Annotated in this window: 23 protein-coding genes, 1 pseudogene and 1 riboswitch; of the genes and pseudogenes, 11 read left to right on the top strand and 13 right to left on the bottom strand. The window is 59.4% G+C overall.

The genetic code is table 11. The annotated features are described in order from the left end of the window. Positions 1-24: 24 nt before the first annotated feature. Positions 25-1,962: a DUF1302 domain-containing protein gene (locus KGB23_RS01755; protein WP_223429656.1), complete on the bottom strand. Its 1,938-nt coding sequence runs from the start codon at positions 1,960-1,962 to the stop codon at positions 25-27. A gap of 336 nt (positions 1,963-2,298) precedes the next feature. Then, a complete protein-coding gene (locus KGB23_RS01750) occupies positions 2,299-3,981 on the bottom strand; it encodes a fatty acid--CoA ligase (RefSeq protein WP_033061300.1) in 1,683 nt (560 codons plus the stop codon). Positions 3,982-4,325: 344 nt separating this feature from the next. On the opposite strand from KGB23_RS01750, the gene KGB23_RS01745 reads away from it, so the two are divergent. Next, complete coding sequence (locus tag KGB23_RS01745; RefSeq protein ID WP_223429655.1) at positions 4,326-5,219, top strand: glycosyltransferase family 2 protein; 894 nt, start codon at positions 4,326-4,328, stop codon at positions 5,217-5,219. A 15-nt stretch (positions 5,220-5,234) separates the two neighbouring features. Here KGB23_RS01745 and KGB23_RS01740 read toward each other — a convergent pair whose 3' ends face one another. Beyond that, positions 5,235-5,864 (bottom strand): LysE family translocator, encoded by a 630-nt coding sequence (locus KGB23_RS01740; RefSeq protein WP_046048281.1) that lies wholly within the window; start codon positions 5,862-5,864, stop codon positions 5,235-5,237. Positions 5,865-6,152: 288 nt separating this feature from the next. Between KGB23_RS01740 and KGB23_RS01735 the strand changes: the two genes are divergently transcribed. The 3 genes from KGB23_RS01735 (at position 6,153) to KGB23_RS01725 (ending at position 8,989) form a co-directional block, all read left to right on the top strand. Next, positions 6,153-7,118: a 2-hydroxyacid dehydrogenase gene (locus tag KGB23_RS01735; protein WP_223429654.1), complete on the top strand. Its 966-nt coding sequence runs from the start codon at positions 6,153-6,155 to the stop codon at positions 7,116-7,118. Positions 7,119-7,152: 34 nt separating this feature from the next. Then, on the top strand, positions 7,153-8,151 hold the full coding sequence (locus KGB23_RS01730; RefSeq protein ID WP_223429653.1) for a class I SAM-dependent methyltransferase: 999 nt from the start codon (positions 7,153-7,155) through the stop codon (positions 8,149-8,151). A 41-nt stretch (positions 8,152-8,192) separates the two neighbouring features. Then, positions 8,193-8,315: riboswitch (yybP-ykoY riboswitch) on the top strand. 89 nt (positions 8,316-8,404) lie between these two features. Further along, the gene (locus KGB23_RS01725; protein ID WP_008155932.1) at positions 8,405-8,989 is read left to right on the top strand and encodes a TMEM165/GDT1 family protein; all 585 of its coding nucleotides are present in this window, start codon (positions 8,405-8,407) and stop codon (positions 8,987-8,989) included. 155 nt (positions 8,990-9,144) lie between these two features. Here KGB23_RS01725 and KGB23_RS01720 read toward each other — a convergent pair whose 3' ends face one another. Further along, on the bottom strand, positions 9,145-9,963 hold the full coding sequence (locus KGB23_RS01720; protein WP_223429652.1) for a M48 family metallopeptidase: 819 nt from the start codon (positions 9,961-9,963) through the stop codon (positions 9,145-9,147). Positions 9,964-10,236: 273 nt separating this feature from the next. Between KGB23_RS01720 and KGB23_RS30320 the strand changes: the two are divergent. Both KGB23_RS30320 and KGB23_RS30315 read left to right on the top strand, forming a co-directional pair. Then, positions 10,237-11,520, top strand: a pseudogene (locus tag KGB23_RS30320) (HAMP domain-containing protein); the annotation flags it as partial. Positions 11,521-11,535: 15 nt separating this feature from the next. Next, positions 11,536-12,378, top strand: a complete 843-nt coding sequence (locus tag KGB23_RS30315) for a methyl-accepting chemotaxis protein (RefSeq protein WP_370695251.1) — start codon at positions 11,536-11,538, stop codon at positions 12,376-12,378. A 202-nt stretch (positions 12,379-12,580) separates the two neighbouring features. Here the strand turns inward: KGB23_RS30315 and KGB23_RS01710 are convergent, their stop codons facing one another. From KGB23_RS01710 to KGB23_RS01700, 3 genes are read right to left on the bottom strand one after another with little or no spacing between them, the layout of a single operon-like run. Next, positions 12,581-13,204: an SOS response-associated peptidase gene (locus KGB23_RS01710; protein WP_223429650.1), complete on the bottom strand. Its 624-nt coding sequence runs from the start codon at positions 13,202-13,204 to the stop codon at positions 12,581-12,583. A 35-nt stretch (positions 13,205-13,239) separates the two neighbouring features. Further along, a complete protein-coding gene (locus KGB23_RS01705; protein ID WP_150658972.1) occupies positions 13,240-13,500 on the bottom strand; it encodes a putative signal transducing protein in 261 nt (86 codons plus the stop codon). A gap of 12 nt (positions 13,501-13,512) precedes the next feature. Beyond that, a complete protein-coding gene (locus KGB23_RS01700; RefSeq protein WP_008153387.1) occupies positions 13,513-13,695 on the bottom strand; it encodes a CPXCG motif-containing cysteine-rich protein in 183 nt (60 codons plus the stop codon). A 142-nt stretch (positions 13,696-13,837) separates the two neighbouring features. On the opposite strand from KGB23_RS01700, the gene KGB23_RS01695 reads away from it, so the two are divergent. Further along, entirely contained in the window at positions 13,838-15,001 is a 1,164-nt protein-coding gene (locus tag KGB23_RS01695) for a 1-acyl-sn-glycerol-3-phosphate acyltransferase (RefSeq protein ID WP_191623625.1), read from the top strand. Between the two features lie 126 nt (positions 15,002-15,127). Here the strand turns inward: KGB23_RS01695 and KGB23_RS01690 are convergent, their stop codons facing one another. Both KGB23_RS01690 and KGB23_RS01685 read right to left on the bottom strand, forming a co-directional pair. After that, positions 15,128-15,412, bottom strand: a complete 285-nt coding sequence (locus KGB23_RS01690; RefSeq protein ID WP_150658974.1) for a hypothetical protein — start codon at positions 15,410-15,412, stop codon at positions 15,128-15,130. Positions 15,413-15,582: 170 nt separating this feature from the next. Next, positions 15,583-16,167 (bottom strand): YajG family lipoprotein, encoded by a 585-nt coding sequence (locus KGB23_RS01685; protein WP_008153392.1) that lies wholly within the window; start codon positions 16,165-16,167, stop codon positions 15,583-15,585. A gap of 205 nt (positions 16,168-16,372) precedes the next feature. Here KGB23_RS01685 and KGB23_RS01680 point away from each other — a divergent pair, with 205 nt between their 5' ends. Then, entirely contained in the window at positions 16,373-16,606 is a 234-nt protein-coding gene (locus tag KGB23_RS01680) for a hypothetical protein (RefSeq protein ID WP_150658978.1), read from the top strand. 740 nt (positions 16,607-17,346) lie between these two features. Then, the gene (gene mqo / locus KGB23_RS01675) at positions 17,347-18,855 is read left to right on the top strand and encodes a malate dehydrogenase (quinone) (protein WP_223429649.1); all 1,509 of its coding nucleotides are present in this window, start codon (positions 17,347-17,349) and stop codon (positions 18,853-18,855) included. A 194-nt stretch (positions 18,856-19,049) separates the two neighbouring features. On the opposite strand, the gene KGB23_RS01670 is transcribed toward mqo, so the two are convergent. The 3 genes from KGB23_RS01670 to KGB23_RS01660 form a co-directional block, all read right to left on the bottom strand. Then, on the bottom strand, positions 19,050-19,337 hold the full coding sequence (locus KGB23_RS01670; protein ID WP_008153397.1) for a PA4642 family protein: 288 nt from the start codon (positions 19,335-19,337) through the stop codon (positions 19,050-19,052). 63 nt (positions 19,338-19,400) lie between these two features. Further along, positions 19,401-19,886 (bottom strand): hypothetical protein, encoded by a 486-nt coding sequence (locus tag KGB23_RS01665; protein ID WP_223429648.1) that lies wholly within the window; start codon positions 19,884-19,886, stop codon positions 19,401-19,403. Between the two features lie 172 nt (positions 19,887-20,058). Beyond that, positions 20,059-20,616 carry a hypoxanthine-guanine phosphoribosyltransferase gene (locus tag KGB23_RS01660; protein ID WP_033061274.1) on the bottom strand — a complete coding sequence of 186 codons (558 nt, stop codon included), beginning with the start codon at positions 20,614-20,616 and terminating at the stop codon, positions 20,059-20,061. Between the two features lie 164 nt (positions 20,617-20,780). Here KGB23_RS01660 and upp point away from each other — a divergent pair, with 164 nt between their 5' ends. Further along, the gene (gene upp, locus KGB23_RS01655) at positions 20,781-21,419 is read left to right on the top strand and encodes a uracil phosphoribosyltransferase (RefSeq protein ID WP_008025893.1); all 639 of its coding nucleotides are present in this window, start codon (positions 20,781-20,783) and stop codon (positions 21,417-21,419) included. Between the two features lie 2 nt (positions 21,420-21,421). Continuing rightward, positions 21,422-22,696 carry a uracil-xanthine permease family protein gene (locus tag KGB23_RS01650; RefSeq protein WP_223429647.1) on the top strand — a complete coding sequence of 425 codons (1,275 nt, stop codon included), beginning with the start codon at positions 21,422-21,424 and terminating at the stop codon, positions 22,694-22,696. A gap of 160 nt (positions 22,697-22,856) precedes the next feature. On the opposite strand, the gene hemH is transcribed toward KGB23_RS01650, so the two are convergent. After that, positions 22,857-23,879: a ferrochelatase gene (hemH, locus tag KGB23_RS01645; protein WP_223429646.1), complete on the bottom strand. Its 1,023-nt coding sequence runs from the start codon at positions 23,877-23,879 to the stop codon at positions 22,857-22,859. Positions 23,880-23,890 lie beyond the last annotated feature (11 nt).

The raw sequence follows: 23,890 nt of genomic DNA, 5'->3' as shown, positions 1-23,890 counted from the left end.
GTGTTCGTCCTGATAATGCAGTGCTTAGAAGTTCACGCCGAAGCTGAGCGCAACGAAATCGCGGTCATCGACGGTGGTGTACTTGCCATCAAAGAAGTTGGTGTAAGCCAGGCTCGCGGTGTAGGTGTTCTGGTACTCGGCATCGACGCCCAGGCTCACCGCTTTGCGACCTTCCTCGAAGTTGCCGCCAGGGCCAGGCGAGTAGCCTTCCACGTCATGAGACCAGGCGACGTTCGGTTTGAGGTTCACACCGGCGAATACGTCGTTGTATTCCCAGATGGCACGACCGCGGTAACCCCAGGAGTTTGCAGTGGTGAACCCGTCGTTTTCGCAGTAGCGACTGACGTTGTTTTGCGGTCCGCCTGCCAGGGTTGAGGTGTTCAATGCCACGCACTGGCCACTCGGCAATGGGCCAGGGCCGTAGCTCGGGTCACGGCCGTAACGCGCTTTGTTACTGCTTTCCAGACCGCCAACGTGAGTAAAGCCGACCTCGCCAACCAGCGTCAGTCGCTCGGCGCCCATCACCTGGTCGAAGAAGTGAGTAAGGGTGGTCTGGAGCTGGGTCACTTCCTTGCGGCGATAGCCTTGTTGATCCTGCCCTGGCGTCCCCTGGAGCACGGAAACGTTACGGTTCAGAGGCGTCAGACCGGAAAACAGGATGTCGGTGGTGTTGAGCTGAACCGGAGCATTCGGCCGATAGCTGACTTCACCACTCCACGCAGTACCTGTAGGTAACGTGGTGGAGAAGCTCAAGCCATACAGGCGAATATCTTCAGGGTACTCGACGTAGTAGCTGGAGTTACCCGCCACCACCAACGGCAGCAAGGTCGGGGCCAGGCCTGCCGCGACACCGGCCGGAACACCCGCAGCCCTCAGTGAACCCACCAGGCCCGCCGCGCTGTAAGCGCTCGCCGGAGCACCTTGGCCGCTGAAAATCGGCGCACGGCTGTGGTAGTTCATGAAGTAGGCACCGAACTCGGTGTCCAGCGGATCGAACATGTATTTGAAGGACACGCCGAATTGACCGCTGTCACGGGCATCGCGATCCGGACCGCGACGAACGATTACACCTTCATCCGGGTTGCCCCAGGTCACGCCTTTGGCAGCCAGGGTGTTGATGCTGGCGTTACGCAGCGAAGCCGGCAGCCCCGCAGCCGTCAATGCGCTGTTGAGTCCGTTACGGGTGCGCAGTACGGCCAGGTTGTTGTCGCAACCATCGGCAATCACGTCCGGTTGCGAGAAGAAGGTGCCGCAGTTGTCGACAACGGTCTGGTCCCATTCGAGCTGGTAGAAGGCTTCGGTCGAGAGGTTCTCGGTGAGGCTCTGGGACACGTAGAACATGTTGACCGGGATCAGGCCTTCCTTGATCTCGGCACCGGGACGACGGAACGCGGACACGTCGATCGGGTTGATCGAGTTGATGCCGCCGCCGATGAAGGTACTTTCGCCCCAACTCACTACTTGCTTGCCCAGACGCACGGAGCCCGGCTGATCGGCAACGGAATAGTTGTGGTAGACGAAGGCGTCGAGGATCTGGCCGCCGGAGGACTTGGCGCCTTCCTTGCGGTTGCTGTCGCTGATGTCCTTGAACGGACGACTTTCGTCCTTGAGTTCGAAGTCGTACCAGTATTTGCCTCGGACGAAAACACCGGTGTCGCCATATTTCAATTCAAGGTCATGGATGCCCTTGAAGATCTTGGAGAACGTTTCGCCGCTCTTGAAGTTCAGATGACCGTCGTCGGAAGTCTGGGACAGTCCGCGGCCGCCGTTGTTGACGCCGATGAGGTTCTTGTTGGCATTTTCAGTAGACCAACTGGCACCGATCGACAGGGACGAGTCGAACTGACCTTCGATTTCACCAACGTTGAAACTGACGCCGAATGCTGGCCCGGCGAGCGTAGAGGCAAGACTGACCGCCAGGGGCAGTTTTGCCCGGCGCCAGAACTGGTTTACTGATGTCATCGACGCTACTCCATGTGCATTATTGTTATGGCAGTGAGTACTTCTAAAAACGCTGTGGATGACTGGGAGCCAAGGTGTCCCTAAGTCATGCCAAAGTTGCATCGCCCCGGTGTGTGCGTTTGCTCCGTTCTTAAAAATCCTTGAGCGGACTATAGCCAGCAGGTAGTACTGCTTGATCCCTCTAAAGTGTGATTTGTAGCTGCCAGCCACTCTGGAACAGTCCTTTGCCAAGCCGACACCCGTCGGCCCGTCTAGGATGGCTGAAAATTCGGATTTGACAAGCCAAGCGCTTGCTTGGTGGGGCTGGCGTGCCCTTTTGGGCACGCCAGGTGACGCTTAAAGCGTCGAGAGGAAAGTGCTGTTGTTGGCTTGCCATTCGGTGATGTCGACGCGAATGCGCTTCTTGTCGAGTTTGCCGACACTGGTCTTGGGAATTTCAGTAACAAGGGCGATCTGGCTCGGGATGGCCCACTTGCTCAGGTGCCCCAGTTCCACGAACGGCTTGAGGTGTTCCTTCAGTTCCTTGGCCCCGATCACATGGCCTTCGCGGACCACCAGCAATGCGAACGGACGTTCGCCCCACTGCGGATCGGCGATGCCCACAACTGCTACTTCGCGTACCGCAGGGTGGCGGCTGATCAAGTCTTCAAGGTCCAGGGAGGAGATCCACTCGCCGCCGGTCTTGATCACATCCTTGATCCGGTCGCGAATGTCGATCACACCCATGCTGTCCAGGGTCGCTACGTCACCGGTGTGCAGCCAACCCCCGGCCCAGAGCTCGGCGCCCTTTTGCGGTTCGTTGAAATAGCCCTCGGTGAGCCACGGCGCACGCAGCACCAGTTCGCCCTGGGTCTCGCCATCGGCGGGCAGGAAGTTGCCGTCGGTGTCGACGATCGCCGCCTCCACCAATGGTCCCGGCACACCGGCCTTGATCCGGTACGTGGTGCGTTCGTCTTCGGTGCCGGCCATCAGCTCATCGTTGAGGTGGGCACACGACACCAACGGCCCGGTTTCCGACATGCCGTAAGCGGCGGTCAGTTGAATGCCCTTGGCCTTGGCCGCGTCGTACAGCGCACGGTTCAGCGCACTGCCGCCGATGACGATTTTCCAGCCACCGAAATCCGTGCCTTGCGCTGCTTTGGAATTGAGGACCATTTGCAGGATGGTCGGCACGCAATGGGAAAAGGTGACCTTCTCCTTGCGCCACAGCTCCACAAGGTACTCAGGGTCATAGCGACCGGGATAGACCTGCTTGAGCCCGAGCATGGTCGCCACATACGGCAAGCCCCAGGCGTGCACATGGAACATCGGGGTGATCGGCATGTACACGTCGTTGGTGCCCAACAACCGCACGCTGTCGATGGCGCCCATGATGGTCGACACACCCATGGTGTGCAGCACCAGTTGCCGATGGGTGAAGTACACACCTTTGGGATTACCGGTGGTGCCGGTGGTGTAGAACGTGGTCGCGACCGAGTTTTCGTCGAAGTCCTGGAAGTCGTACTGCGTGCTCGCCGCCGCCAGCAACTGCTCGTACTCGCCGATGAGGTTCGGCAAGTCGGCGGTTTTTTCCGGCAGGTCGGTCAGCAGCAGGGTTTTCTCCACCGTGGTCAGGTGCCCGGCAATGGCCTGGTACAACCCGACGAACTCGCTGTTGACCAGCACAAAGCGGTCCTCGGCGTGGTTCATGGTGTAGAGGATCTGTTCCGGCGACAGGCGCACGTTGATGGTGTGGATCACCGCGCCGATCATCGGGATGGCGAACATGCATTCCAGATAACGATGGCTGTCCCAGTCCATCACCGCCACGGTATCCCCGGCCTTGACGCCGGCCGCCGTGAGCACGTTGGCCAGCCTGGCGACCCGTTCGATCAGGGTCGGGTAGCTGTAGCGCAACTGGTCGCGGTAAATGATCTCGCGGGTTTTTTCATAACGAGCGCCGGACATCAGCAGCCGTTTAATCAGCAGCGGATACTGGTAAGCGCCTTCGGCTGGGGGGATAACGCGAGTCTGCAACATAAGAGTCCCTTTTCTGACTGCACGGTCGTGGCTGAAAGTAAGCACTTTAGTGCCCTTGGACGCCAGCCAAATCAGCCAAAGGAATGATTTGCAGAACCGGACAAATGCTAGCTTTGCGCCACTACCCGGCGTGTTTCGTCGGGAATTCGGGATCTGCGCTGTAAAACTTTGAAACGCATGCACGCAACACTTGTCTGTGACCCTACATACGATACGGACACGATGAGCCGATCGGTTGGCAGCCAAACAGTTGCCCAGGTCGCCCAACCCTCCACCTCATCTTCAAGAGAAGGATCTTGTCACTGGACCTGTCTGGTCACACGCCATCGGTATCGCATACAACTATGAGTATTGAACTGACCGCCCCCGAGAACTCCCCATCGACACAAGCGCCCCTGGTTTCCATCGTGGCGCCCTGCTTCAACATGCAAAGATTTCTGGAAGACGCCATCAAGAGCATCTTCGCCCAGGACTACCCGAACTTCGAAGTCATCATCGTGGATGACGGGTCCAGCGACGACAGCCGCGCCATACTCAAGCGATTACAACAAACCTATGACTTCCAGCTGTATTCGCAACCGAACCGGGGCGTGAGCGCGGCGCTCAACCACGGCTTGCGATACGCCAAAGGCACCTATGTGTCGACGCCGGACCTGGATGACATCATGCTGCCGGAGTCAGTGCGTATTCGCGCCGAATACCTGGGCAAGCACCCGAATGTCGGCTGCGTGGGTGCGCTGATCAGCTACATGGACAGCGATGGCAACACCATCAAGCAGCAACAACGCGACAAGATCCACACCTACAACTTCGATCAGGTCCTCAGAGGTGCCGTCGTGATCGGCGCCCCTGTTGCGCTCTATCGCATGAAAGCGATGCGAAGTGCCGACTTCTACGCGCCGAAGCTGCGGGTTCAGGACTTTCAGATGACGTTGCGGATTGCCTGGCTGGGTTATGAGATCCATGAATTGCCGATCTGCATGACCCGCTATCGCCGCCATGCCAACAACCTGTCGAGAAAATACCGGATGTTGCTCCAGGCGGACCTTGCGGCCATCGAACCGTACGTGAACCATCCCGGCTATCAGAGCGCCCGCACCAAACTGGTAAACAAGGCCCTCAAATATGCCGTGGTCGAAGACAAGAAAGAAGCCTGGCAGCTGTTGCGCTCGATTCCCTGGCGGCACCTCAATAGAACCAGCTTCAAACGCTTCAAGCGGCTGGTACTACATCGCTAGCCGCCTCACAGGGCCTCAGTGCATCTCGGTAAACGCGAGTTTCACACCGATGGCGATCAGTACCGCACCCATCGTCCGATCGAACCAGTGGCCCATCCGGGCAAAACCTGCGCGCACGCGCTGCTGGCTGAACAGCATCGCCACCAGGCAGAACCACACAGCGGTGGCCACCGCGAGGTAGATGCCGTAGCCCGCCTGTACCGCCAGCGGCGTGTGCGGATTGATCACCACGGTGAACAGCGAAAGGAAGAACAGCGTCGCTTTCGGGTTCAGGCCGTTGGTCACGAAACCCGAAGTGAAAGCGCCGCGAGCAGTGCGCTCGCCCGCTTCCTTGTGCAGATCGTCAGCCGCAGGTTGGGCCGGCTGTGCTCGCAAGGCCTTGAAGCCGATGTATAGCAGGTACGCGGCGGCCGCCCATTTCAGGGCATTAAACAACACGATCGACTGGGACACGATCAGGCCAATGCCGAGCAACGAATAGCCGACGTGCAGGAAAATCGCCGTGCCGACACCCAGCGCCGTCCAGGTGCCAGCGCGACGACCATGGGTCACGCTCTCACGCACTACCACCGCAAAGTCCGGGCCGGGGCTGGCCACGGCCAGCAAGTGAATCAGGGCAACGGTCAAAAACTCTGTCCAGTACATGGGGGATCCTTTTTGGGCAGGGCGATCAATAAAAAGCTCTGAGGTCGACTTCACTTCTGTGCCAACTCTCAAATCTGTGGCATCCGCCAAACATGTGGCGAGGGAGCTTGCTCCCGCTGGGCTGCGCAGCGGCCCCAACCCAGGCGACCACGTTTTGCCAGACATACCGTGTCATCCGGTTTACGACTGCTTCGCAGCCGAGCGGGAGCAAGCTCCCTCGCCACAGGTGTTTCATCTGGTAGGCTCGGCAGATTACGCCTTCAGTTCATTGCACAAAAGGTACAGTTGATGACGAACACTCACCGCGCCGTTTTCCTCGACCACCCGTCCCTGGACCTGGGCGACCTCGACCTCAGCCCGCTGCAAGAGTGTTTCAGCAACTTACAGCTTTTCGCCCAGACCACGCCGGACCAGGTGATCGAACGCCTCAAGGGCGCCACCGTTGCCATCAGCAACAAAATCCTGATCGACGCCGCCGCCATCGCTGCCAGCCCCGAGCTGAAGCTGATCCTGATCACCGCCACCGGCACCAACAACGTTGACCTCGCCGCCGCCCGCGCCCACGGGATTACCGTCTGCAACTGCCAGGGTTACGGTACGCCGTCGGTGGCGCAGCACACGATCATGTTGCTGCTCAATCTGGCAACGCGCCTGGCCGATTATCAAAAGGCTGTCGGCGAAGGTCGCTGGCAGCAGGCGAAACAGTTCTGCCTGCTGGATTACCCGATTGTCGAACTGGAAGGCAAAACCCTCGGCCTGCTCGGTCACGGCGAACTGGGCGGCGCGGTCGCACGACTCGCCGAAGCCTTTGGCATGCGTGTACTGCTCGGTCAGATTCCCGGGCGCCCTGCCCGGCCGGATCGTTTGCCACTGGAGGAGCTGCTGCCGCAGATCGACGCGCTGACCCTGCACTGTCCGCTCAACGAACACACCCGCCACTTTATCGGAGCCCGTGAGCTGGCCTCGATGAAACCCGGTGCGTTCGTGGTCAACACCGCACGCGGCGGCCTGATCGACGAACAGGCCCTGGCCGACGCCTTGCGCAACGGTCACCTGGGTGGCGCGGCCACCGACGTGTTGAGTGTCGAACCACCGACCGCTGGCAATCCGCTGCTGGCCCATGACATTCCACGGTTGATTGTCACCCCGCACAACGCCTGGGGCAGTCGCGAGGCACGCCAGCGGATCGTGGGCCAGTTGACCGAAAACGCGCAGGGATACTTCGGTGGTAAAGCGCTGCGGGTCGTCAGTTGATAGACTGCGGCACTTTTTTTCACAGGAGCAGAGTATGGATCCGCGCAGTGAAGTACTGCTTCGTCAGGCCGAGTTATTCCAGGGTTCGGTGCTGCTGGCCGGTTTGCCCGCCGATGACCTGCTGGGCCGTCTGCCCGACGCTCATGGCTGGTGCTGGCATGCCGGCGATCAAGCAGCGCTGGACGCCCGCTTCGCCGAGCGCAGCCATTTCGGTGTGACTGTAACGGAGCGCGCGTTCGACACCGCCGTGGTGTTTCTGCCCAAGTCCAAGGACCTGACCGACTACATCCTCAACGCCCTCGCCTCCAGACTGGCCGGTCGTGAACTGTATCTGGTGGGTGAAAAACGCAGCGGCATTGAAGGCGCAGCCAAGCAACTGAACCCCTTCGGCAAACCGCGCAAGCTCGACAGCGCGCGTCATTGCCAACTCTGGCTGGTTACCGTCGCCACTGCGCCAGAAGCCAAGTCGCTGGAAAGCCTGGCCCAGACGTATGAGTTGCCGCTGGCCGAAGGTCCGCTAAAAGTCATCAGTCTGCCGGGCGTGTTCAGCCACGGTCGGCTGGATCGCGGCAGCGCGCTGTTGCTGGAGCATCTGGACAAATTGCCGAGCGGCCATTTGCTGGACTTCGGTTGCGGCGCCGGTGTGTTGGGAGCAGCGGTGAAACGTCGTTATCCACACAACCAGGTCACCTTGCTTGATGTGGATGCGTTTGCCGCTGCCAGTAGTCGCCTGACATTGGCTGCCAACGGTCTGGAAGCTGATGTGATTACCGGTGACGGCATCGACGCAGCACCGATGGGTTTGAGTGCGATTTTGAGCAACCCACCGTTCCATGTCGGCGTACACACCGATTACTTCGCCACCGAGAACTTGCTGCGAAAAGCAGCCAAACATCTGAAAAACGGCGGCGAACTTCGCCTGGTGGCGAACAGCTTCCTGAAGTATCAACCGCTGATCGAAGAGCACCTCGGCGTGTGTGCAATCAAGGCCGAAGGACAGGGTTTCAGAATCTATCGGGCCAAACGCGGCTGATAAATAAGTGCTTGCCTAACGGATTTTGCCTAGGCAGAATCCGCTCCGTCCTAGGGGAGTAGTCTCCCACGAGCGCCATGCTCGTCCGGCATACGTCAACATACTTGGTCAACAGACCATGGCGTATGCGACCCAAGCGTCCGCATCAGACGGATCGCAGGGTTTGACAAGACCTATGACACGAACACCTTACCCGGGGCGGGAAGGCTGTACGTGTCATAGCCGTGTCGACCCGCCCCTTAGGAAAACCCTGATGCTGGATTCACTTCTCGTTCCCACCGCAATCGTTGCCTTGGCCGAAATCGGCGACAAGACGCAACTGCTCGCGCTCATTCTCGCCGCTCGCTTTCGCAAACCCTGGCCGATCATCGCCGGTATCGTCGCTGCAACCCTGGCCAACCACGCTGCAGCCGGCGCGGTAGGCGCCTGGGTCGGTAGTTTCTTCTCGAATGCGACGCTGCACTGGATCCTCGCCGCGAGCTTCACCGCGACCGCATTGTGGACCCTGGTGCCAGACAAGATGGATGACGACGAAGCCAGCACCGCCCGCAAGTTCGGACCGTTCCTGACCACGCTGATTGCGTTTTTCCTTGCAGAGATGGGCGACAAGACTCAAGTCGCCACGGTGATGCTCGCTGCGCAGTACCCGGAGTTGTGGCTGGTGATCATCGGCACTACCGCCGGCATGTTGATTGCCAACGTGCCAGTGGTTTTGGCGGGTAACTTTGCCGCGGATAAATTGCCGTTGACGTTAATTCGTCGCCTGGCGGCATCGGCATTCTTCATCCTCGCCATTGTCGCGGTGTACAAGGCGATGCAGAGCAGCGGGTGGGTTTGATGGTGTAGGTCGGTAGACCGCGTTATCGTTCTTCGCGAGCAAGCCCGCTCCCACATTCGACCGCATATGCTCTGGAAGAACTCGGTCAAATGTGGGAGCGGGCTTGCTCCGGGCGGCGTTCCGACGAAGGCGTCAGTGGCAGCACCGCATGTGCATCAGGATTTCCTGGCTTTCTCGTACAACGGCATGACTTTCGGAATCGCCGCCTGCAACGAAGCAATACGACTCGACGACGCCGGGTGAGTGCTCATGAACTCTGGCGGCGAGCCTTCCGAGGCCTTGGTCATCTTGTTCCACAGGGTGATCGCGGCGTTCGGGTTGTAACCGGCGCGAGCGGCCAGTTCCAGACCGATCAGGTCCGCCTCGTTTTCATTGGCGCGACTGTTGGGCAAGGTCATGCCGTAGTTGGCCACGGTATCCGCCAGCGCCAGACTGTCCTGACCCAGACCGAACAAGGCACCGGCGCCCTGCTTGGCCATTTCGATGCCGTAAGCCTTGGACATCGCTTCACGACCATGCTCGCGCAGGGCGTGGGCGATTTCGTGACCCATGATCGCGGCGATTTCGTCATCGGTCAGTTGCAGGCTGTCGATCAGCCCCGTGTAGAAAATGATCTTGCCGCCAGGCCCGCAGTTGGCGTTGAGTTCATCGCTCTTGATCAGGTTGACTTCCCACTTCCATTGGGCCGAATCCGGACGGAAAATCGGCGCCTGGGCAATCAGCCGGTCGGCAATGACCTGGACACGTTTGGCCTCGTTACTGGTCTTGTCCAGCACGCCTTTGGTGTTCGCCTCGCCGACAGTCTTTTGATAAGACTGGGCGTACATCTGGTTGACCTCGTCGGTCGACAACATACTGAACATGTACTGCTTGCGCTCAACGCCCACCGCGCCGCCGCTGGTGGTATTGACCGACTGACAACCGGCGAGCAGCAGACCTGCGCTCAGTGCACACACAACCAATGTCTTGTTCATCAAAAAAACCCCTGAAAACATGCCGCGTATCCTAGGCGTGGAATTGTATCGACGCCAGATACCACAGAGGTGTAGACGCTCATTTCAGATAAAGCTCTCATGGACGTAGGAAAAAATTCACATAACGGTGCCCACTGTGGTCGATAACGGCCCGCAGTGATTTGTTTGCGACATCAATCCCTCCAAAACAGCCAATTCGCCAACCTCCACTCATGGCCATCGCCCCCCCTGCCGATACAGCACCGCAGACGTCCTCTTGCGTGCGGAGCACCCATGAAATTCAAGTCGATCCAGTTTTCCGTGGCGGCCCTCGCCGGCGCCATCGTTCTTAGTGTCGTGGCAGCCCTGGTGCTGTACGCACTGTTTTCCGGCGCACGGACACAAGACATGGTCCAGCAGCGGACCCAGGCACAATTCGAGCAAGTCATCGAACAACGCCTGACATCACTGGCGCAAACCCAGGTCAGCCAGATCCAGCGTGAGCTTGAAGCGCCACTGCTGATTGCCGGCGGACTGGTGCGAGTCAACGCATTGATCGGCACACCGGGTGCCGATGGCCAGCCACAGTTGAACCTGAGCCGTGAGCAATTGATCAGTCTGATCAAGGAAAACGTCGTCAAGAACCCGAAAATTCTCGGCACCTATATTGGCTGGGAAAAAAACGCCCTCGATCACAACGACGCGGCCTACGTCGACACCCAGGTAGTCGGCATCGACGCCAGCAACGGCCGCTTCCTGCCGTGGTGGTTCCGCAACGAAGACGGCAGCCTGGGCCTGGACAAACTGGTGGACGTCGACGACCAGAAAACCCTGTCCACCGGCGTACGCGCCAGCGAGTACTATCTGTGTTCGAAAGAAACCAAAAAATCCTGCGTGATCGATCCGGCGCCCTACAAGGTCGGCGACAAGATCGTCATGCTCGCCTCCTTTATAGAGCCGATCATGCTCAACGGGGCCTTCCAGGGCATCGTCGGCGCCGACCTCTCGGTGAACTTCATCCAGGAGATGCTCCTCGGCGCGAATCAGAAGTTGTACCGCGGCGCTGGTGAAATGGCCTTGATCGGCGGTAATGGCCGGATCGTTGCCTACACCAAGGACCCGAGCAAATTCGGCGAGAAGGTCAGTGACATCCTCGACAGCCAGCAAATCGCCAACATGGCCAATCTCAAGCGAGGCGAAGTCACCTACACCGTCGACAAGGCCCAGGGCCGGATCGAGTTGTACCTGCCGTTCGGCATCGGCCAGACCGACGCTCGCTGGACCCTCATGCTGCAATTGCCGCTGAACGCAGTGATGGCCGATCTGCAAAAACTTCAGGGCGATCTGGACGCCCAGCGCAAGTCCGACACCTTCGGCATGGCCATGGTCGGCTTGTTGATTGCCGGTATCGGCTTGCTGGTGATCTGGCTGGTGGGCCACGGCATTGCCCGGCCGCTGAAGCAGATGGTCGCGATGCTCGACGACATCGCTCAGGGCGAAGGTGACCTGACTCGCCGCCTGACCAGCGACCGCACCGACGAACTGGGCTCGATCGCCAAGGGCTTCAACACCTTCCTGGCCAAGTTGCAGGTGATGATCACCCAGGTGGTGACTTCGGTGCAGAGCGTCAGTGATTCATCGGAACACACTGCCGACATCGCCATCCGCACCAACATCGGCGTGCACAAGCAAATGGCCGAGATTGATCAAGTCGCCACGGCAGTGCATGAAATGACCGCCACCGCCCAGGACGTGGCGCGCAACGCGACCCAGGCTGCGCAAGCCGCCAGTCATGCGGATCAGGCAGCGGCGCAAGGCATGCAAATCGTCCGCGATACGTCTAACTCGATTGGCGTGCTAGCGATCGAAATCGGCAAGGCTGTCGGCGTGGTGCAGACCTTGGCCAAGGACAGCGAGAACATCAATGCGATCCTGACGGCCATTCGCGGGATCGCCGAACAGACCAACCTGCTGGCCTTGAACGCGGCCATCGAAGCGGCCCGCGCCGGCGAACAGGGGCGCGGTTTTGCGGTGGTAGCCGATGAAGTGCGCAACCTGGCGCAGAAGACTCAGAAAGCCACTGAAGAAATTCAGACCATGATTCAGCAACTGCAACAAGGCACGCGCGATGTGGTGCGTGTGATGGAGGACAGTCAGAACCGTACCGATGAAAGCGTGCAGCATGCGGCGAAAGCGGCCGAGGCACTGGAGACGATTACGCAGGCGGTGTCGGTGATCAACGACATGAACACGCAGATTGCCAGTGCGGCTGAGGAACAGAGTGCGGTGGCTGATGACATCAATCGTAACGTGATCAACATTGGGCAAGTGGCCAATGAAGTGGCGGGCGGGGCGGATGAGTCGAGTGCGGCGAGTGCGGATTTGACCAAGTTGGCGGAACAGCAGCGGCGGTTGATCAATCAGTTCAAGGTCTGAAGAGACCCCTCACCCTAACCCTCCCGAAACGTCGGACCGCCCGTAGGGAGAGGGGACTGATCGAGGTGCTCTTAGAGCTACATCGACCTGAATTACCGAGTCGAACTCAGGTTCTGAAAGCAACCGAGATCGGCTCCCTTTCCCCTCTCCCCTGTGGGGAGAGGGCTGGGGTGAGGGGTGGCTTTTAAACAACACCAAGGTCTCAACCCGGAGTAAGACACTCCGGCCCATTGAGCTTCGGATCATTCACCAGATTCGCCAACACCCGCTCGCGCAACGCCGCGGGTTCACTGGCGAGCAATGCCTGCAAGGCATGCAACGGTGTCTCGGGATTGAGCCACGCATCCTGCCCCGCCGCATCGAGAATCAACGGCCGGCGCTGACTCGCCGCCGGCTGCGTGATCACTGCCGTGCTCAGCCACACCTGCTCCTGCACCGGATACGCTTCCCAAATCGCCGCAAAGAACAGCGTCGAGCCCTCCCCCGGCGTCAGCCAGTACGGCCGTTTGCGCGTCGTGCCGCGCCATTCGTAAAAACCGTTGGCCGGCAGCAGGCAACGGCGTTCGCGCAGAGCCTGGCGAAACATCGGTTGTTCCGCGACGGTTTCGGCCCGGGCATGGGCTGGCGTACGGGACAAGTCGGTCAGCCACGGCGGCGTCAACCCCCAACGCGCGCGGGCCAACTCACGCTGGCCATCGACACCTGCACGCAGCATCAACACCGAATCATTGGGAGAAATATTCCACTGGGCCTGCTGATCGGCGGGGAAGCCAGGCAGGGCCGCGAAGGCGGGGTTCCAGCGAAACAGGGCATAACGTCCACACATGGGGCAACACGACTCTAGATAAAACGAACGTCAGCCTAACAGACCAGCGTGCCGGGAAAACTCTCCGGTTCATCACCGGGCATCGGCAGCGCGGCATTGTACGCGGTGATCAACTCGCGGGCGTAATCGGCCTCGTCGTTATCGACCGACAGGCCCAACAGGCCAAAGATCGGCAATTCGCCGCTGCCACCGAGCAAATCGCGCCCCACCAAATGCGCTTCGATGCCCTCGCTGGCCAACATGCTTTGCAGCAACTCACCTTCCATGAGGTTTTCCGGCTCGTAGATTCGCTGCATGGGGCGCCCCTTTCATTCGTTTTCGCTGTGAACTTCGAGCAACCATTCCTGACCGTCAGTCTGCAGAACAAACGTGATGGGGCGACAACACACCGGACAGTCTTCGATATAGGTCTGATCGCCACCGGACAAGTCCAGAACGGCCTCAGCCTCTTCACCACAATACGGACATTCGTAGCGCTCGGTTTCCAGCATCGCGGTCTCCCAGGTGACTTGTGCGTATAATCGCCGGTCTATTTGCAGGGCTATTTTTGTCTGGCTAACTCTTCAGACCGTGCCCCGTTGGTTTTCGATCAAAACCTTTACTTACCCTAGCCGTTTCTAACAAGAGAGCATGATGGGCGAATTCGATGCCATCCGACCTTACGACGACAGCGAAGTCCCAGCGGTACTGGACAGGCTGCTCGGCGACAAGGCGTTTCTAGATATCCTCACCCACTTCCGCTTCCCGCGCTTTGCCGGTGCTTTCGGCTGGATGCTTAAACCTCTTATAGCTCATCGGCTGCGCCGTGAGTTCGCCGGCGTTCACTCGGTGGCCACGTTGCAGGACAAGGTCGAAATGTACGTCGACCACACCATCGAACGCGCAACCGACGGCGTCACGTACACCGGCGTCGAGCAGTTCAAGTCCGGCAGCGCCTACCTTTTCATCGCCAACCACCGCGACATCGTGATGGACCCGGCCTTCGTCAACTACGCCGTGTACCACGCGGGCCTGCCGACACCGCGCATCGCGATCGGCGACAACCTGCTGCAAAAGCCCTTCGTCAGCGATCTGATGCGCCTGAACAAGAGCTTCATCGTGCACCGTTCGATCACCGGTCGCCGCGAGAAGATGGCCGCGTATCAACTGCTGTCGGCCTACATCAACCACTCTATCCGCAACGATTGCGCCTCGATCTGGATCGCCCAGGCCGAGGGCCGGGCGAAAGACGGCGACGACCGCACCGAGTCGGCCATCCTCAAAATGTTCCACATGAGCCGCAAGGACGAGCCGTTCGGCGAAGTCATTCAGTCGTTGAACCTCACCCCTGTGTCGATCAGCTACGAATATGACCCGTGCGATCAAGCCAAGGCTCGCGAGCTGTTCATCCGCGCCACCACCGGCAGCTACACCAAAGTACCGGGCGAGGACGATGCGAGCATCGCCAAGGGCATCACCGGCTACAAGGGCCGAGTGCATGTGAACTTCGCCTCGCCGATCACCGAGCTGTTCGATGACACCAAACAATTGGCGATCGAGATGGACCGGCAGATCCTCGGCGGCTACCGCCTGTTCCCGGTGCACTACCTGGCCTACGCCCAGTGGAAAGACGCCGACCCGCAATTGCAGGTGCCGAAAGCCGCTGAGGTGTTTGCGGCCGACGAACTGGCCAAGGCTCAGGAGCAATGGCAACAGCGTCTGGACGCGTGCCCTGAGGAGCATCGTCCGTTCATGGTCCTGCAATACGCGACGCCGGTGCGCAATCAGTACCGTGTGAAAGCAGGTTTGCCGTTGTAAGGTTTTTTTGAAGCAAGATCAAAAGATCGCAGCCTCGTTTCACTCGACAGCTCCTACAGGGCGAACGCTATCCCCTGTAGGAGCTGTCGAGTGAAACGAGGCTGCGATCTTTTGCTTTTTAGCGATTCAAACCCGAGTGCTGATCCACGACACCAGCAGCGCCAACCCCAGGCAGGCAAAACCGAATCCATAGAAAAACCGGTTCATGCGCAAGGTCGCCCCATCCAGCATCAACGTCGGTTCATCGATACGACGGCTCTGGCTTTGCGCTTCGAGAGTGGCCAACGCGCGCTGTTCGCGGCGACGAGTGGCATGCAGCAACCAGCCGCCCGGAAAGGCAAACAACAAGGCCAACAGGTTGATCAACTTGGCGGGATGGTTGGTAAACAGCGAAATCAAATGCAACGACATCACGGACCTCAGCAAAACAGGTGTGGCAGACGCCGAACCGGCGACCGCGGCGCGGATTCTACCGAAAGCCTCGCCACCTGCCCTTGCTTTCCGACAAATAACGATTCGCAAGCGGCATGAAAAAGCCCGGGGCCATTGCTGGCACCGGGCTTTTTGTATCCAGCGAAGGCTTATTCGCCGAGAATCTGACCAATCGTCGGATCCTTGAACAGACGCGTCAACGCATCGCTCAGCACATCACTGACCAGCTTGGTATTGGTTTCCTGATTCGGCGCCATACCAAAACGCTGATCCAGGGACGCACCATAACGACCGCTGTAACGACGATTGGCATTCTGCACATCGGAGCGGAATGTCGCGCCAATGGTGGCCTCAGTCACATACATGCCTTCTTTAGGCGACTGATACTTCAGCTCGGCCAGGGTCACGGTTATTTGCGGTGCATTCGGTGCATTGTTGGTTGGCGTAAAACCCAGCAACCGCACGGCCGCTTCGGCCTGAGCCTGCAACTTCGGCAGAATCTGCGCGCCCTGCACGGTGATCGCGCTGGTCTCAGGGTACAGGCCACCACGGGTGCCCAGCGTTGGCGATGGACGACCGTCCACCACCCGCACCACCACCGGTTGACCATGACCGACCGGTGCCAGCTGAGCCGTCAGCTTGGGTTCCGGGTTCAGTTGTTGCGGGCTGTGGGCGCAGCCAACCAGGGTCAAACTGGTCACAGTGATCAAACCGAACAACAGGCGTTGCAACATGCTCTTCTCTCCAGAATCAGGCACAAACAGGCCCGCAGTATAGCGGTGGGCCACTGTGGGTAACTAGCACCTCACAGTGATTACTGAAATCTCTGACAAACCCTTCAGACCGCGGCTCCTGTCACAGAGATGTCACCACCCATACACTTGCTCGTCACGGCTCGCTGGCAACCTTCACTGCAGTCACCCCACAAGGTACTTCGCCATGCGCTATCTCATCTCGCTGTTCAACCCACGTCCTCTGCATCGCTGCTTCGCCCTGCTCGACCGCAACGGCCATTGCCAGGCATTCAAACAGTGCAGCCTCCAGCCGATGGGTGATGACTGGGTCGAAATCGAAGAAATCCGTCTCAACTGGTTACACCATCCCCTGCCCCCTAGCGCCCGTGTCAGCCAGCGCCAGCCACGTGCGCGGGCTCAACACCTGTTGACCACCTGACCGAACACCTAATAAAAGTCATTAAACACGACCATTTCCCTGCGTTTCTTCGCTACAATCTCCCCCCGATTATAAGGACGTCTCCTGATCGGGCCTCGCAGCATCGTCAATGCGCTTGTATTGACACCCCGCACCGCCCACAGAGAGCCGCCCACACAGATCGAGTGAAGCTGGCGCGCTTGCTGTTCCTTGAGCAAAACCCCCACTTTTCGCGAATCTGCAGAGCTGTCATTACGCTCGGTCACTGAGCTGTTTGCCCGTTTTGCCTGTCATGTATCCCATGGCGGCAATCCATCCGGGCACAGTGCCAGGCTGGGGCAGCCCTTTTTTGAGGTTCACGTCTTCAAAAGAGCGTGAAAAAAACGGGTTTTCACAACTTCACAAGAGTGTGGCGAGCAAATGAATAGTTTTGCGTCTGAATATGCACCATTAGCGTCTGAAACAGCCCAACGACACAGGCCCGAGTACGCCTCGAACACCGGAGCCTGAAGCCTGTCCTCTACGGATTTGGTTGCACAAACGGATGTATCGACCATAAGTCGAATTGCCAGCCGCGCGTTGAAGTGAGTTCATGTAACTCTTTTAGACCCGGCCGGTAGCGTCCGTCGAAGTTGCGAAAAATTGCGAAGATTCGGACATGGCGATTACTGCCATGGGTACTTGGGGCATCACTGACACGCCCCTGAACGCCTGGCAGCCATGCCGACAATTTGGTGCTGCAGATTTTGGAGACGCGTTAAATGGCGCATAACGAAGCAGTCGACGTAGTACTGGTTGGGGCCGGCATCATGAGTGCCACCCTCGCTGTACTGCTCAAAGAGCTCGACCCCGCGATCAAGCTGGAAGTCGTCGAGCTGATGGATTCCGGTGCCGCGGAGAGTTCGAACCCGTGGAACAACGCCGGTACCGGTCACGCCGGGCTGTGTGAGCTCAACTACACGCCGCAGGCCGCCGACGGCACCGTCGACATCAAGAAAGCCGTGCACATCAACACCCAGTTCGAGGTGTCGAAGCAGTTCTGGTCCTACCTGACCAGGAAAAGCACCTTCGGCTCGTGCAAGACGTTCATCAGCCCGGTGCCGCACCTGAGCTTCGTCCAGAGTGACGATGGCGTTTCCTTCCTCAAGGAACGCTTCAAGACGCTGAGCAAGCACCACGCCTTCTCGGACATGGAATACACCGAAGACAAGGCCACCATGGCCGAGTGGATGCCGCTGATGATGCCTGGCCGGCCGGCCGACGAAGTCGTCGCCGCCACCCGCGTCATGAACGGCACCGACGTCAACTTCGGCGCCCTGACCAATCAACTGCTCAAGCACCTGACCAGCGCACCCGATGCACAGGTCAAGTACTGCAAGCGCGTGACCGGCCTCAAGCGTAACGGCAGCGGCTGGACCGTCAGCATCAAGGACGTCAACAGCGGCAATTCCCGTGACGTCGACGCGAAATTCGTGTTCCTCGGCGCTGGCGGCGCGGCACTGCCGCTGCTGCAAGCTTCGGGCATCGAAGAAAGCAAAGGCTTCGGCGGTTTCCCGATCAGCGGCCAGTGGCTGCGTTGCGACAACCCGGAAGTGGTCAAACACCACCAGGCCAAGGTTTACAGCCAGGCGGCCGTGGGTTCGCCACCGATGTCGGTGCCGCACCTGGACACCCGCGTAGTCGATGGCAAGAAGTCCCTGCTGTTCGGACCTTACGCCGGCTTCACCACCAAGTTCCTCAAGCACGGCTCCTTCATGGACCTGCCGATGTCGGTTCGCGCCGGCAACATCGGCCCGATGCTGGCCGTGGCGAAAAACAACATGGACCTGACCAAGTATCTGGTCAGCGAAGTGATGCAGTCGATGGAGCAGCGCCTGGATTCCCTGCGTCGCTTCTACCCTGAAGCGAAAGCCGAAGACTGGCGCCTGGAAGTGGCCGGCCAACGGGTGCAGATCATCAAGAAAGACCCGAAAAAGGGCGGCGTTCTGCAGTTCGGTACCGAACTGGTCGCGGCCAAGGACGGTACCCTTGCTGCTCTGCTCGGCGCTTCGCCAGGTGCGTCGGTGACTGTTTCGATCATGCTTGAGCTGATCGAGAAATGCTTCCCGAACAAAACTTCTGGTGAATGGGCTGCCAAGCTCGCGGAAATTTTCCCGGCCCGCGAAAAGGTTCTGGAAACCGACGCTGCGCTGTATCGCAAGATCAATGTGCAGAACAACGTCGCGCTGGAACTGGTTGAAGCCAGCAACGAGACCGAAAGCTACGCTTGATTCGGCCGCATAAAAAACGCCCCGTTCTCATTGAGAGCGGGGCGTTTTTTTGTGTGCGGTGAAACAATCTTTGTGGCGAGGGAGCTTGCTCCCGCTGGGCTGCGCAGCGGCCCCAAAATTCTGCGAACGGCGGAGATTTTTGTGAGCGCTGCGCACTCAAGCGGGAGCAAGCTCCCTCGCCACAAATGCCTACGTTAGCCGCGAGCCTTTTCGATCAGTTCGATGTACTCGGCCGCGTTGCGCTGATCCTTGATCAGGGCGACGAAGTCATTGCCGTGCTCATCCTTGCCGTCCAGATCCAGACCGGCTTCGACGAAGAACGTCAGAAAGCGCCCGAAGTCATCGATGCGCAGGCCGCGATAGGCCTTGATCAGTTTGTGCAGCGACGGCGACGTGGCGTCGACCGGTTCGAAATCGAGGAACAGCTTGATCTGCTCATCGCCGATCTCGTCACCAATCACTTGCTTCTTATCTTTACGCATTGCCGACTCCAGCTCGCAGACATTTCACGGGGCGGGCAGTTTACCCCTCCCTTGCCACCGGGCTCAACGCGGACGAACGCTGCCGGTGTGCAGATCGGCCCAGACATGGCCGTTGGCGTAGCTGAGGAACTGGCAATACACCGTGTCATTGCGCAACAAGTCGATCACCACCCGGTACTGGGCCATCGGGTAAAACAGCGTCAGGGTTTTGTTCTTGTCGTCGTAGATCGGCTTTTTCAGGCTTTTGCTTTCGCCATCGAAATTGACCAGCACCTGGCTGATGGTCGCGCCCTTGTTCAAGGATTTGCCCTTGAGACGGATCAGCAACGGTGAGGTCACCGGAATCGGCTGCTGGTTGGACTGGCGCTGGCTGCCGACCACCACCGAGTACTCGGTAACCTGCAACAGCTGTTGCTGCTCGGGTTCCGCGTCACGCAGGGTCAGGTCATCCGGGGGCAGGAACTGCGCGTGCATCGGCGCCGGGGCGGCAGCCAGAGGCAGGCTGACGGTCAGCAACAGGGCGGCGCAGCTGCGGATCAAAAGGCTCATGACAGGCTCCCAAGGCGAGGCCGAGCACTGTAGCAGCTGCCGAAGGCTGCGTCCGGCTGCGAAGCAGTCGTAAAACAGGCGATGCGGCTTTTCAGTTAAACCGCGGGGCAGGGTTTACGACTGCTGCGCAGCCGGACGCAGGCTGCGCCAGCTGCTACAGATTGTGTCCGGCTTACATGCCTTTAACAGCAAAAATCCCGTTGGCGTTACGCCAGTAGCCTTTGTAGTCCATGCCGTAACCGAAGATGTAACGGTCGATGCATGGCAGGCCGACGAAATCGGCTTTCAGGTCCGGGCGAGCCTTGCGGTCGTGGTCCTTGTCGATCAGCACGGCGGTGTGCACAGCACGGGCGCCGGCGTGTTTGCAGAAGTCGATGATCGCGCCCAGGGTGTGACCCTCGTCGAGGATGTCGTCGATGATCAGCACGTCACGGTCGATGAACGACACTTCCGGCTTGGCTTTCCAGAACAGGTCGCCGCCGCTGGTTTCGTTGCGATAACGGGTGGCGTGCAGGTAGGACGCTTCCAGCGGGAAGTTCAGATAGGTCAGCAGCTTGCCGGAGAAAATCAGCCCGCCGTTCATCACGCAGAACACCACCGGATTGCTTTCAGCCAGCTGGTCGTTGATTTGTGCACCGACGCGGGCGATGGCCGCCTCGACTTCAGCTTCGGTGTACAGGCAGTCAGCCTCTCGCATGATTTGACGGATATGCTCGAGATCAGCGGACATAGCGCTCTCCAGGGGGTGGCGGATTCAGGAAAAGCGGGCAAAGGTACGCATCAAGCGAGGCCAGATCAAGCGTTTGTGGACTAACGTACTTCATGTCTATAGGACAACACCCTCGGATAGATTAATCTAGGCCGGTTTTTTTGCCCGCCGCCGGAGCCTTTCCCATGCCCATCCTCGAGATCCGCCATCCGCTGATCCGCCATAAACTCGGCCTTATGCGCCGCGCCGACATCAGCACGAAGAATTTCCGTGAGCTCGCTCAGGAAGTCGGTGCCCTGCTGACCTATGAAGCCACCAAAGACCTGCCGCTGGAAAGCTACGACATCGAAGGCTGGTGCGGCACGGTGTCGGTCGAGAAAATCGCCGGCAAGAAAATTACTGTAGTACCGATCCTGCGCGCCGGTATCGGCATGCTCGAAGGCGTGCTGAGCCTGATCCCGGGCGCCAAAGTCAGCGCCGTCGGTGTAGCCCGCAACGAACAGACCCTGCAGGCCCACACCTACCTGGAAAAACTGGTTCCGGAAATCAACGAGCGCCTGGCGATGATCATCGACCCGATGCTCGCTACCGGCAGCTCCATGGTCGCTACCATCGACCTGCTGAAAAAGGCCGGTTGCCGGGATATCCGCGCGATGGTGCTGGTGGCGGCCCCTGAAGGCATTGCCGCCGTAGAGAAGGCTCACCCGGACGTGACCATCTACACCGCTTCCATTGACGAGAAACTCAACGAACACGGTTACATCATCCCAGGCCTGGGCGATGCCGGTGACAAGATCTTCGGCACCAAGCAGAAGGACGCTTGAGCATGCAGCAAGAGTTCAACGATCCGCTCTGGCGCACGGTGCTGTCGGGTGCGCAGATGCTGTTCGTGGCCTTCGGCGCCCTGGTGTTGATGCCGCTGATTACCGGCCTCGACCCGAACGTGGCGCTGTTCACCGCTGGCCTGGGGACGATTCTGTTCCAGATTGTCACCGGGCGTCAGGTGCCGGTGTTCCTGGCGTCGAGCTTTGCCTTCATCACCCCGATCATTCTCGCCAAAGGCCAGTTCGGCCTCGCGGCGACCATGGGCGGCGTGATGGCGGCGGGTTTCGTCTACACCTTCCTCGGCCTTGCCGTGAAGATCAAAGGCACCGGTTTCATTGACCGCCTGCTGCCACCGGTGGTGATTGGCCCGGTGATCATCTCCATCGGCCTGGCCATGGCGCCAATCGCCGCCAACATGGCGATGGGCAAGGCTGGCGACGGCACCGAGCTGATTCATTATCAGACGGCGATGCTGATCTCGATGCCAGCGCTGCTGACCACCCTGATCGTCGCGGTGTTCGGTAAAGGTATCTTCCGCCTGGTGCCAATCATCTCCGGTGTGCTGGTGGGTTTTGCGATGGCGTTCTACTTTGGCGTCGTTGATACCGCGAAAATCGCCGCCGCACCGTGGTTTGCGATCCCGCACTTCACCGCGCCGGAATTCAACTGGCAGGCGATTCTGTTCATCGTTCCGGTGGCCCTGGCTCCGGCCATCGAGCACATCGGCGGCGTGATCGCTGTCGGTAGCGTGACCGGTCGCGATTACCTGAAGAAACCCGGCCTGCACCGCACCCTGCTCGGCGATGGCATTGCCACTACCGCCGCAGGCCTGTTTGGCGGCCCACCCAACACCACCTATGCCGAAGTGACGGGCGCGGTGATGCTGACCAAGAACTACAACCCGAAGATCATGACCTGGGCGGCGATTTTCGCCATCACCCTGGCGTTCATCGGCAAGTTCGGCGCGCTGCTGCAAAGCATTCCGGTACCGGTGATGGGCGGGATTCTGTGCCTGTTGTTCGGTTCGATTGCGGCGGTGGGCATGAACACGCTGATTCGCCACAAGATCGACCTGGGCGAAGCGCGCAATCTGGTGATCGTCTCGGTGACCCTGGTGTTCGGGATTGGCGGCGTACTGGTCGGCACCGGCACTGGGCCGGACGACTTCGGCCTCAAAGGCATCGCGCTGTGCGCGGTGACGGCGATTGCGCTGAACCTATTGCTGCCGGGTAATGACAGCTGGAAGCACAAGAAGGCGAATGAGCCGGTGCTGTAACAGACGACTCAACCCCCTGTGGCGAGGGAGCTTGCTCCCGCTTGAGTGCGCAGCACTCACAAAATATTCATCGACTGCAAAGATTTTGGGGCCGCTTCGCGCCCCAGCGGGAGCAAGCTCCCTCGCCACAACAAGCCCACCTTCACTTCAAGGTGTATTCCTACAGCGCCAACGGCGCTCTTTCGCACAAGGTGCTCAACGCCCGCGCCCACTGCGGATCGTCGTTGAGGCACGGCACCAGCACCAACTCCTCCCCTCCCGCCTCGCGGAACAGCTCTTTGCCGCGATCCCCGATCTCTTCCAGCGTCTCGATGCAATCGGCAACGAACGCCGGGCACATCACCAGCACTTTCTTCACGCCCATTCCAGCCAACTCATCAAGGCGCGCTTCGGTGTAGGGTTCGATCCATTTGGCCCGCCCCAGACGCGACTGAAACGACACCGACCACTTGCCGTCCGGCAAGCCCATGCGTTTGGAAAACTCCGCCGCAGTTCGCAGACACTGACCGCGATAACAGGTCGCGACCACTTCCGGTGGTGCACCCGCGCAGCAATCGCCGCCGCCCTCAAAACTGTGACCCGGATTGAGCTTCTTCAAGTGCCGTTCCGGCAAACCGTGGAAGCTCAACAGCAAGTGATCGTAATCCTGCTGCAAATGCGGCTTGGCGCTGGCCACCAGCGCATCGAGGTATTCCGGTTCATCGTAGAACGGCTGGAGAATCGAAAACTGCACATCCAGCTGCTTATCGCGCACCACCCGTTTGGCCTCCTCGATCACTGTGGTCACAGTGCTGTCAGCGAACTGTGGATAGAGCGGCGCGATCGTGATCCTCTTGTGACCCTGAGCCGCCAGGCGCACCAGCGCCGATTCAATAGACGGCTCACCGTAACGCATCGCCAACTCCACCGGACCGTGGGTCCACTGGGCCGTCATGGCCTGTTGCAAGCGACGGCTGAGCACCACCAACGGCGAGCCCTCCTCCCACCAGATCGAGGCGTAGGCATGGGCAGACTGCTCCGGGCGCCTGAACAGGATCAGCGACACCAGCAAACGTCGCACCGGCCATGGCAGGTCGATCACATACGGGTCCATCAGAAATTGATTGAGGTAACTGCGCACATCCGCCACCGAGGTGGAGGCCGGAGAGCCCAGATTGACCAGAAGCAATGCGTGATCGGTCATGCAACGTCCTA

Origin of the sequence: Pseudomonas sp. GL-B-26, from assembly GCF_019947405.1 — a bacterium.
Taxonomy (GTDB): domain Bacteria; phylum Pseudomonadota; class Gammaproteobacteria; order Pseudomonadales; family Pseudomonadaceae; genus Aquipseudomonas.
Note: the sequence above shows the minus strand (reverse complement) of the source record. Positions and strands in the feature narration are given on the sequence as shown.

Bases quoted from the DNA above. Each gene is read 5' to 3' on its own strand.
- KGB23_RS01750 (WP_033061300.1), bottom strand. From the start codon at position 3,981: ATGTTGCAGACTCGCGTTATCCCCCCAGCCGAAGGCGCTTACCAGTAT.
- KGB23_RS01700 (WP_008153387.1), bottom strand. From the start codon at position 13,695: ATGCTGGAAACCGAGCGCTACGAATGTCCGTATTGTGGTGAAGAGGCT.
- KGB23_RS01745 (WP_223429655.1), top strand. From the start codon at position 4,326: ATGAGTATTGAACTGACCGCCCCCGAGAACTCCCCATCGACACAAGCG.
- KGB23_RS01695 (WP_191623625.1), top strand. From the start codon at position 13,838: ATGGGCGAATTCGATGCCATCCGACCTTACGACGACAGCGAAGTCCCA.
- KGB23_RS01680 (WP_150658978.1), top strand. From the start codon at position 16,373: ATGCGCTATCTCATCTCGCTGTTCAACCCACGTCCTCTGCATCGCTGC.
- KGB23_RS01665 (WP_223429648.1), bottom strand. From the start codon at position 19,886: ATGAGCCTTTTGATCCGCAGCTGCGCCGCCCTGTTGCTGACCGTCAGC.
- KGB23_RS01705 (WP_150658972.1), bottom strand. From the start codon at position 13,500: ATGCAGCGAATCTACGAGCCGGAAAACCTCATGGAAGGTGAGTTGCTG.
- KGB23_RS30315 (WP_370695251.1), top strand. From the start codon at position 11,536: ATGATCACCCAGGTGGTGACTTCGGTGCAGAGCGTCAGTGATTCATCG.
- KGB23_RS01670 (WP_008153397.1), bottom strand. From the start codon at position 19,337: ATGCGTAAAGATAAGAAGCAAGTGATTGGTGACGAGATCGGCGATGAG.
- KGB23_RS01725 (WP_008155932.1), top strand. From the start codon at position 8,405: ATGCTGGATTCACTTCTCGTTCCCACCGCAATCGTTGCCTTGGCCGAA.
- KGB23_RS01660 (WP_033061274.1), bottom strand. From the start codon at position 20,616: ATGTCCGCTGATCTCGAGCATATCCGTCAAATCATGCGAGAGGCTGAC.
- KGB23_RS01730 (WP_223429653.1), top strand. From the start codon at position 7,153: ATGGATCCGCGCAGTGAAGTACTGCTTCGTCAGGCCGAGTTATTCCAG.
- KGB23_RS01685 (WP_008153392.1), bottom strand. From the start codon at position 16,167: ATGTTGCAACGCCTGTTGTTCGGTTTGATCACTGTGACCAGTTTGACC.
- KGB23_RS01650 (WP_223429647.1), top strand. From the start codon at position 21,422: ATGCAGCAAGAGTTCAACGATCCGCTCTGGCGCACGGTGCTGTCGGGT.
- KGB23_RS01710 (WP_223429650.1), bottom strand. From the start codon at position 13,204: ATGTGTGGACGTTATGCCCTGTTTCGCTGGAACCCCGCCTTCGCGGCC.
- hemH (WP_223429646.1), bottom strand. From the start codon at position 23,879: ATGACCGATCACGCATTGCTTCTGGTCAATCTGGGCTCTCCGGCCTCC.
- KGB23_RS01755 (WP_223429656.1), bottom strand. From the start codon at position 1,962: ATGACATCAGTAAACCAGTTCTGGCGCCGGGCAAAACTGCCCCTGGCG.
- KGB23_RS01690 (WP_150658974.1), bottom strand. From the start codon at position 15,412: ATGTCGTTGCATTTGATTTCGCTGTTTACCAACCATCCCGCCAAGTTG.
- KGB23_RS01740 (WP_046048281.1), bottom strand. From the start codon at position 5,864: ATGTACTGGACAGAGTTTTTGACCGTTGCCCTGATTCACTTGCTGGCC.
- upp (WP_008025893.1), top strand. From the start codon at position 20,781: ATGCCCATCCTCGAGATCCGCCATCCGCTGATCCGCCATAAACTCGGC.
- KGB23_RS01735 (WP_223429654.1), top strand. From the start codon at position 6,153: ATGACGAACACTCACCGCGCCGTTTTCCTCGACCACCCGTCCCTGGAC.
- KGB23_RS01720 (WP_223429652.1), bottom strand. From the start codon at position 9,963: ATGAACAAGACATTGGTTGTGTGTGCACTGAGCGCAGGTCTGCTGCTC.
- mqo (WP_223429649.1), top strand. From the start codon at position 17,347: ATGGCGCATAACGAAGCAGTCGACGTAGTACTGGTTGGGGCCGGCATC.